8 protein-coding genes are annotated in these 8761 nt (G+C 71.0%); 6 read left to right on the top strand and 2 right to left on the bottom strand.

Going from position 1 to position 8761, the window contains the following annotated elements:
* The coding region (locus I71_RS24855) for an enoyl-CoA hydratase-related protein (RefSeq protein ID WP_042699990.1) at positions 1-444 on the bottom strand (444 nt) is incomplete at its 3' end.
* A 64-nt stretch (positions 445-508) separates the two neighbouring features.
* On the bottom strand, positions 509-1978 hold the full coding sequence (locus tag I71_RS24850; RefSeq protein ID WP_085940784.1) for an aldehyde dehydrogenase: 1470 nt from the start codon (positions 1976-1978) through the stop codon (positions 509-511).
* 260 nt (positions 1979-2238) lie between these two features.
* Between I71_RS24850 and I71_RS24845 the strand changes: the two genes are divergently transcribed.
* The 6 genes from I71_RS24845 to I71_RS24820 form a co-directional block, all read left to right on the top strand.
* Positions 2239-3567, top strand: coding sequence for a c-type cytochrome (locus I71_RS24845; protein ID WP_042699987.1), 1329 nt, complete (start codon positions 2239-2241; stop codon positions 3565-3567).
* Positions 3564-4055: a (2Fe-2S)-binding protein gene (locus I71_RS24840; protein ID WP_042699983.1), complete on the top strand. Its 492-nt coding sequence runs from the start codon at positions 3564-3566 to the stop codon at positions 4053-4055. The genes I71_RS24845 and I71_RS24840 overlap by 4 nt, the downstream gene beginning before the upstream one ends.
* On the top strand, positions 4052-6322 hold the full coding sequence (locus I71_RS24835) for a molybdopterin cofactor-binding domain-containing protein (RefSeq protein WP_042699980.1): 2271 nt from the start codon (positions 4052-4054) through the stop codon (positions 6320-6322). Before I71_RS24840 ends, I71_RS24835 begins: the two co-directional genes overlap by 4 nt.
* 29 nt (positions 6323-6351) lie before the next feature.
* The gene (locus I71_RS24830; RefSeq protein WP_042699977.1) at positions 6352-7467 is read left to right on the top strand and encodes an FAD-dependent monooxygenase; all 1116 of its coding nucleotides are present in this window, start codon (positions 6352-6354) and stop codon (positions 7465-7467) included.
* A gap of 120 nt (positions 7468-7587) precedes the next feature.
* The gene (locus I71_RS24825; protein WP_042699996.1) at positions 7588-8190 is read left to right on the top strand and encodes a TetR/AcrR family transcriptional regulator; all 603 of its coding nucleotides are present in this window, start codon (positions 7588-7590) and stop codon (positions 8188-8190) included.
* Between the two features lie 88 nt (positions 8191-8278).
* Positions 8279-8761 (top strand): YbfB/YjiJ family MFS transporter (locus I71_RS24820; RefSeq protein ID WP_244434036.1); only part of this gene is annotated, 483 nt, incomplete at its 3' end.

Below are 8761 nucleotides of genomic sequence, written 5' to 3'. Positions count from 1 at the left end.
CCGACGGCCGAACTGCGCCTCGTCGGCGGCCACCGCCAGATCGCAGGCGAACAGCGGGGAGAAGGCGCCGCCGAAGCACCAGCCATTGACCATGGCGATGGAGGGCTTCTCGAACCAGCGCAGGCGGCGCCACCAGCCATAGGACTCGCGCTGGGCGCGGCGGGTCGCCATGTGGCCCTTCGCCTCGGTCTCGCGGAAATACTCTTTCAGGTCCATGCCGGCGGAGAAGGACTCGCCGGCCCCGGTCAGAACCAGCACCTGGCAGCGGTCGTCGACTTCCAGTTCGTCAAGCACGCCGAGCATGCGGGCGTTCAGCGTTGGGTTCATCGCGTTGCGCTTGTCCGGCCGGTTCAGCGTGACCCAGGCGACGCCATTGTCGAATTCGACGGAGACCACGTCTTCGGCGATGTCCGGCTGGGGGGTGGTCTGCTGCTGCGTCGTCATGGGAAAAATCCTCCTGATGGTCTTTGATAAGGCGTCGGGACGCCCCGGGGACGCCAGTCGTGCGTCAGATCGGGAAATGGCCTGGCCGGGTCTCGACGGTGATCCAGCGCAGTTCGGTGAAGGCGTCGATGCCGGCCTTGCCGCCGAAGCGGCCATGGCCGCTGGCCTTGACGCCGCCAAAGGGCATCTGCGCCTCGTCATGCACGGTCGGGCCGTTGACATGGCAGATGCCGGAGCGGATGCGGCGGGCGACGCGCAGGCCGCGCGCCGTGTCACGGGTGAAGACGGCGGCCGACAGCCCATATTCGGTATCGTTGGCGACGGCGACCGCCTGCTCCTCGCCCTCGACGCGGATGATGGTGACGACGGGGCCGAAGGATTCCTCGGCATAGATCCGCATCTCCGGCGTGACATGGTCGAGGATCGCCGCCGGCAGCAGCGTGCCGTCGGGCGTGCCGTTGCGGTGGAGCACCGCCCCCTTGGTAACCGCGTCGTCGATCAGCGCCTGCACATGGCGGGCGGCGCCGAGATCCACCACCGACCCAAGCGGCGTGCGCCCCGCGCGCGGATCGCCGGCGACCAGCGTGGCGGCCTTGGCGGTGAATTTCTCCAGGAAGGCGTCAGCCACCCTGGCGTCCAGCACGATCCGCTCGGTCGACATGCAGATCTGGCCCTGGTTGAAGAAGGCGCCGAAGGCGGCGGCCCTCACCGCCTCGTCCAGGTCGGCGTCGTCCAACACCAGGAAGGGCGCCTTGCCGCCCAGCTCCAGCAGCACCGGCTTCAGCTGTGCCGCCGCCCGCTGGGCGATCAGCCGGCCGACGCGGGTCGATCCGGTGAAGTTGATGCGGGCGATTGCGGGATGGTCGATCAGGGCGTTGACCAATTCGGCCGCATCCTCCGGCGCGTTGGTGACGACATTGACCACCCCGTCCGGCAGGCCGGCCTCCTGAAAGGCCTGGCCGATCAGCGCATGGGTGCGCGGGCAAAGCTCCGAGGCTTTCAGCACCACGGTGTTGCCGCAGGCGATGGCGGTGGCGACGGCGCGCACGCCGAGGATCACCGGGGCGTTCCACGGCGCGATGCCCAGGACGACGCCGACCGGCTGGCGCACCGCCATCGCGAGGCAGCCGGGCTTGTCGGAGGGGATCACCTCTCCGGCGATCTGGGTGGTGAGCGCCGCCGCCTCGCGGATCATCGAGGAGGCCAGCATCACGTTGAAGCGCGCCCATCCTTCCGTGGCGCCGGTCTCCGCCGCCATCGCCGCGACGAAATCGTCGGCGCGGGCGGCCAGCGCATCGGCGGCCTTCAGCAGAAGCGCGCGGCGGGTGTTCGGCCCGGTTTCCGACCAGCCGGAGAAGGCACCCAGCGCTGCCTCCGCCGCCGCTCCGGCATCGGCCGCCGATGCGGCGGCGGCCACCGTCGCCACCCCGCCGGTGATCGGGTTGCGCCGTTCGAACCGCCGCCCGCCGGTCGCGGCAACCGTCCGGCCGCCGATCAGCAGGTCGGCCGGCGCGGCAACAGACACATGTTCCATGGGATTCTCCAATCCGTCCTGCTGCCGTCGGCAGCGGATCAATCCGCAAGCATATTGTTATGCTATATAACAGTTATGATCGGGTCAATGACTGAATCGGGTGGCGGATGGGAGAGGACGGCAGGCGGCAGTCGGCGGATGCGGGTTTTGTTCAAAAAATCCGGTTCTCTATCTTCAATAGCGAGGCCGGGGGATCCGGCACCATCCCTGCACATTCCGCAAGCCCCGCGGGGCCTTCGACGGACCGGAGGAGGTGCAGCATGAAACGAACCCGATGGGCCCCCTGGAGGGCAGGCAGAGGGACGGCAGGCAGATGGGTTGCCGGCGGCGTCCTGGTCTGCCTCGTCGGCATCGGCGCCTTCCTGGGCATCGCCTACCGAAGCGGCCTGCCACCGGTTTCCCCGCCCAAAGTCGAGACCTTCCCGGCGGAGACGCTGGCCCGCGGCGCGGCGCTGGCCGCCATCGGCGACTGCATCGTCTGCCACACCGCCGACGGCGGCGTGCCCTATGCCGGCGGCCGGGCGCTGGCGACACCGTTTGGCACGCTCTATTCCACCAACATCACGCCGGACCCGGAAACCGGGATCGGCACCTGGTCGACGGACGCCTTCAAGCGGGCCATGCGCGACGGGGTGTCGCGTGACGGCAGCCACCTCTATCCGGCCTTGCCCTACGACCATTACCGGCAGGTGCATGACGGCGATTTGGACGCCATCTACGCCTTCCTGATGACGCGCGCACCGGTGGTGGCACCGGCCAGGGCGAACGACCTGATCTTCCCGTTGGGCTTCCGCCCGCTTCTGGCCGGTTGGAAGCTGCTGTTCCTGCATCAGGAGGAGTTCACCCCGCGGCCGGACCGCGATGCGGCGTGGAACCGCGGCGCCTATCTGGCCGAGGGGCTGGGCCATTGCAGCGGCTGCCACAGCCCGCGCAACCTCGCAGGTGCCGAGGAGACGGGCACCAAGGCCTATTCCGGCGGCTTGGCCGAAGGCTGGGCGGCACCCGCATTGAACGGCTCCAGCCCGGCGGCGGTGCCCTGGACGGCGGACAGCCTCTTCACCTATCTGCGCACCGGGGTGGACGGCCGCCATGGCGCCGCCGCCGGGCCGATGGGACCGGTGGTGCATGGCCTGTCCCGCGCGCCTGAAGCCGATGTCCGCGCCATCGCCACCTACATCGCCTCGCTGTCGGCGGATCGTCCCGGAACCGCTCCGAAAACGCCCGCGCTCCCGGAGCGTACGGCGGAGGCGGCCAGGGTGAATCCGGCCGGTGCCAGCCTGTTCGCCGGGGCCTGCGCCGGCTGCCACGAGGACGGTGCCCCGATGATGACCCAGGGGCGTCCCGGCCTGTCGACGGTGACCGCCCTGCAGCTCGATCGGCCGGACAACGCGATCCGGGCCATCCTGCAGGGCTTCCATGCCCCGACCGGCCCCGCCGGACCGGCGATGCCGCCCTTCGCCGCCAGCCTGACCGACACGCAGGTTGCCGACCTCGCCGCCTATCTGCGGTCCCGCTTCAGCGACCGTCCGGCCTGGACCGCGCTGGAGACGGCAGCCGCCACCGTCCGCCAGGAGGAGTCCCAGCCATGACCGTCACCCTCACCGTCAACGGCGCCGACCATGCGCTGGACGTCGATCCGGCGACGCCGCTGCTCTATGTTCTGCGCGACGATCTGGAGCTGAACGGGGCGAAATACGGCTGCGGCCTCGGCCAGTGCGGCGCCTGCACCGTGCACATCGACGGCAAGCCCGCTTTCTCCTGCCTGACGCCGGTCGGTGCCGTTGCCGGGCGCCGCATCCGCACGGTCGAGGGGTTGGGCAGCGCCGGGGCGCCCGGCTTGCTGCAACAGGCCTTCGAGACGGAACAGGCCGCGCAGTGCGGCTATTGCATCGCCGGGATGATCATGCGGGCGCAGGCCCTGCTCGACCGCAACCCCGATCCCGACGAGGCGCAGATCCGCGCCCATATGCAGACCAACCTCTGCCGCTGCGGCACCCACATGCGCATCCTGCGCGCCATCCGCCGCGCCGTCGCCCTGCGCAAGGGCACCCAGTCGGCGCAGGAGGTGCGGCGATGAGCCCGGCCCTGTCGAGCCTCTCCCGCCGCGGTTTTCTGGCCGGCGGCGCCCTGGTGGTGTCCTTCGCCCTCGCGCCGCGCGCCTTCGCCCAGCTCGCCGGGGGTGGGGAAGGCGGTGCCGGCCCGGCCGTGCTGGCGCCCGACCTGAAGGGCAGCCTGAAATCCACCCCCTGGCTCGACGCCTGGATCCGCATCGACGGCGATGGCCGGGTCACCGTCTTCACCGGCAAGGTGGAACTGGGCCAGGGCATCCGCACCGCGCTGACCCAGGTGGCGGCGGAGGAGCTGGACGTTCCGCCCGCCACTGTCACCCTGGTCACCGCCGACACCGAACGCACACCGGACGAAGGGCTGACCGCCGGCAGCCATTCCATGCAGGACAGCGGCACGGCGATCCAGAACGCCGCCGCCAATGTCCGCATGCTGCTGGCCGCCGAGGCGGCGCGCGGCTGGGGCGTCCCCACCGAGGAGGTGACCACCGGGGGAGACGGCAGGCTGCACGCACCGGACGGCCGGGTCCTCGCCTATGGTGAGGTCGCGGCGCGGCTGTCGCTGCATATGCAGGCGGTGCCCGACGCGCCGCTGCGCAAGCCGTCCGACTACCGCACGCTGGGGCGGGAGCTGCCGCGGGTCGACATCCCGGCAAAGCTGACCGGCGGTGCCGCCTACCTGCACGACATGCGCCTGCCCGGCATGCTGCACGCCCGCGTCGTCCGCGGCCCCAGCGCCGGGACCAGCCTGCAAGCGCCCGATCTCGACGGCGTCGCCCGCATGCCGGGCGTGGTGACGGTCGTCCGGCAGGGCGGCTTCCTGGCGGTGGTGGCGGAGCGGCAATGGACGGCGATCCAGGCGATGCGCCACCTGCAGCGGGCTGCCTACGGGCGCCCGGCATCGCCACCCCTGCCGGCGGACGGCAGCGGCGATGCCGTGGCCGCGACGCTGGCGGCTCTGCCGGCCCGCGATATCGCGATCATGGACACCAGCGAACCGGCGGGACCGGCGGTCCGCAGCGTCAAGGCACGCTACACCCGGCCCTGGATCAGCCATGGCTCCATCGGCCCGTCCTGCGCCATCGCCCACTATGTGGACGGCACCATGACGGTCTGGACCCACAGCCAGGGCACCTTCGATGTCCGTCGCGTGGTCGCGGAGCTGCTCGGCCTGCCGGCGGAGAGGGTCCATGCCATCCATGCCGAGGGCGCCGGTTGCTACGGCCAGAACGGCGCCGACGACGTCGCGGCCGACGCGGCGGTAATCGCCAGGGCGGTGCCCGGCCGGCCGATCCGCCTGCAATGGATGCGCGAGCAGGAGTTCGGCTGGGAGCCGCTCGGCCCCGGCATGATGACGGAGCTGGAGGCGGCCCTGGGTGCCGACAACCGCATCGTCTCCTGGCGCCATGCGGTCTGGAGCAACCCGCACAACAACCGCCCGGTCGGGGCCGGCGGCGTGCTGGCCGGCAACGAGGCCGACCCGCCCTTTCCCGTCCCCGAGGGCAAGCCGATCCCGATGCCGGAGGGCGACGGCAGCCGCAACTCCAACCCGCTCTACAGCTTCGCCAACACCCATGTCGTCTATCATTTCCTGAAGGACATGCCGGCGCGCGTCTCCGCCCTGCGGTCGCTGGGAGCGCATCTGAACGTCTTCTCCATCGAGAGCATGCTGGACGAGCTGGCCGCCGGGGCGGGGATCGACCCGCTGGCGATCCGTCTCGACCACATGCAGGACGAGCGGGCACGCGACGTCATGCAGGCGGCGACCGACCGGTTCGGCTGGTCGAGGCGGCCGAAGGGCGACGGCCGGCGCGGTTGCGGCATGGCCTTCGCCCGCTACAAGAATCTCGGCGCCTATTGCGCGGTGGCGCTGGAGGTGGAGGTCGACCGCGAGACCGGCCGGGTGCTGGTCCGCCGGGCGGTCGCCGCGGTGGATTGCGGCCAGCCCGCCAACCCCGACGGCGTGCGCAACCAGATCGAGGGGGCGATGGTGCAGTCGCTCAGCTGGACCGGCCGGGAAGCGGTGCGCTTTGCCGCCGACCGCCGCGCCAGCTTCGACTGGAGCAGCTATCCGATCCTGCGTTTCGACGATGTGCCGGGTTCGGTCGAGGTGGTGGTGATGGACCGTCCCGGCGCCCCCTTCCTCGGCACCGCCGAGGCGGGACAGGGGCCGACGGCCGCCGCCCTGGCCAACGCCATCGCCGATGCCACCGGCGTGCGGCTGCGCGACATGCCGCTCAGCCCGGAGCGGCTCAAGGCTGCGATCGGGCCGGTGTAGGAGGGAAAAGGTGTAGGAGGGAAAAGGTCATGAAGCCTTTGCGTGTAAGGATCGTCGGCGGCTCGGTCGGCGGTCTGTTCGCCGCCGCCCTGCTGCGGCAGGACGGGCATGATGTCCGCCTCTATGAGCGGTCCAGCGGCGGGCTGGCCGGCCGCGGCGCCGGGCTGGTCGGCCAGCGCGACCTGTTCGCCCTGCTGCGCGCGGTCGGCTGCGAGCATGTGGCGCAGGTCGGCGTCGTCGCCCGCGAGCGCATCTTTCTCGACCGCGCCGGGGAAATCCGGCAGCGGCAGGCGATTCCGCAGATGCAGATCTCCTGGGATCATCTGTACGCCACGATGCGGAGCAAGGTGCCGGACGACGCCTACGCCCTGGGCCGCGCCGTCCTGGCGGTGGAACAGGAGGACGCCACCGCCAGCCTGCAATTCGACGACGGCAGCCGGGAGGAGGCCGATCTGGTCATCGGCGCCGACGGGCTGGGCTCCATCGTCCGCTGCACCGTGGTGGGGAAGCACGCGGCCAACGACTATGCCGGCTATGTCGCGTGGCGCGGGCTGGTGCCGGAACGCGACCTGCCGGCGGAGTCCGCCGTCCTGCTCGACCGCTTCGCCTTCTATGACAGGCCGCAATCGCACACGCTGGGCTATCTGGTCACCGGGCCGGCGGCGGAGACGGCGGTCGGGGCGCGGCGCTACAACTGGGTCTGGTACCGGCGGGTGGAGGCGGCCCAGCTGCCGGCGCTGCTGACCGACGCCAAGGGCCGCCGTCACCCCCATTCGCTGGCGCCGGGGCAGGTGCCGGAGGAGCTGGCGGCAAGGTTGCGGCAGGATGCGGCGGGGCTGTTGCCGCCGCCCTTCGCGGCGGCCGTCGCGGCGGAACCCCGACCCTTCGTCCAGGCCATCTTCGATTACGAGGTGCCGGCCATGACGCGCGGCCGGGTGGCCCTGCTGGGCGATGCCGCCTTCGTGGTCCGCCCCCACACGGCGATGGGCGTCGCCAAGGCGGCGGGCGACGCGATGGCGCTGGCGCGGCAGCTGTCGGCCCATCGGGACATCGACGCCGCCCTCCACGCCTACAATGAGGAACGTCACCCCGCCGGTGCGGCCATCGCCGCCTACGGTCGCCGGCTGGGCGCGATGATGGAGTGAGAGGCCGCGTCGTTGCAGGGCAGGGCAGCGTTGCATGCCGACAAAACGCCTTGACCCCGGCGCCACCGCAGCTATGTTTTGGATCATATGATCTAAAATATGGATCGGGAGGCGGAATCGATGGCTCGGCCGCGGAAGTTCGATGAGACGGCGGTTCTGGACGCGGCGGTGGACCGCTTCTGGACCCAGGGGTACGAAGCGACCTCCACCCGCGAGCTGGCGGAGAGCATGCAGATGACGCTCGCCAGCATCCACAACGCCTTCGGCGACAAGCGGGCGCTGTTCCGCCGCTCTCTGGAGCATTACCTGGACGGTTCGCTGCGCGCGCGCATCGCCCGGCATGAGGCGGCTCCATCCCCGGCGGCGGCCATCGCCGGCTTTCTGCGGGAAAGCATCGAGCGCTCGCTCGGCGACGGCTGCCGTCGTGGCTGCCTGCTGGTCAATTCCGCGTTGGAGGTCACGCAGGCCGATCCGGACATGCGCGACTTCCTGAACGCGGAACTGACGACCATCGAGGATTTCTTCCGCCGCTGCCTCGCCAAGGGACGGCAGAGCGGCGAGATTCCCGCCGGCATCGACGTCGACGACGCGGCCCGCCTGCTGTTCTCCAGCCTGCTGGGCATCCGCGTCCTCGCCCGCGTCCGCCCCGAACGCAGCCTGCTGGAAGGGGCGGCCCGCGGTGCCCTGGCCAGCCTTGGGCTGCCGCCGATGCCGGATTCCTGATCCCGCCCACGCTCGAACCCATCATTCCCAGTCTTCCCGGCAACCGGGCGGGCCGCAGACGCGGCGCCGTCAACAGGGACGCACGACCATGAGCACACAATCGGCCGCCGTGACGGCAGACCGCCCGAAGGACCAGCTGGACAAGGGCCATCTCGATAAGGATCGTCTGGACCGGGCCGCCTGGATGGCGACACTCGCCGGCATGTCGGGAAGTCTCGTCGCCATCGGGCTGGCACGCTTCGCCTATTCCCCGCTGGTCCCGTCGCTGATCGAGGCGCACTGGTTCTCCGCCGGTGACGCCGTGACGCTGGGGGCGGCCAATTTCGCCGGCTATCTGGCCGGCGCACTGCTCGGCCGGCCGCTGGCCGGGCTGCTGCCCAACCGGGCGCTGCTGCGGCTGCTGATGCTGGCGACGTCCCTCGCCTTCATCGCCTGCGCCTATCCGCTGTCGCTGGCATGGTTCTTCGGCTGGCGCTTCGTCTCGGGCCTGGCCGGGGGCGCCATCATGGTGCTGGTCGCGACCAGCATCCTGCCCCACATCCCGGCGGCCCGGCGCGGCTCGTCAGCGGGA

The sequence above is a fragment of the Azospirillum sp. B506 genome (assembly GCF_000333595.1).
Taxonomy (GTDB): domain Bacteria; phylum Pseudomonadota; class Alphaproteobacteria; order Azospirillales; family Azospirillaceae; genus Azospirillum.
Note: the sequence above shows the minus strand (reverse complement) of the source record. Positions and strands in the feature narration are given on the sequence as shown.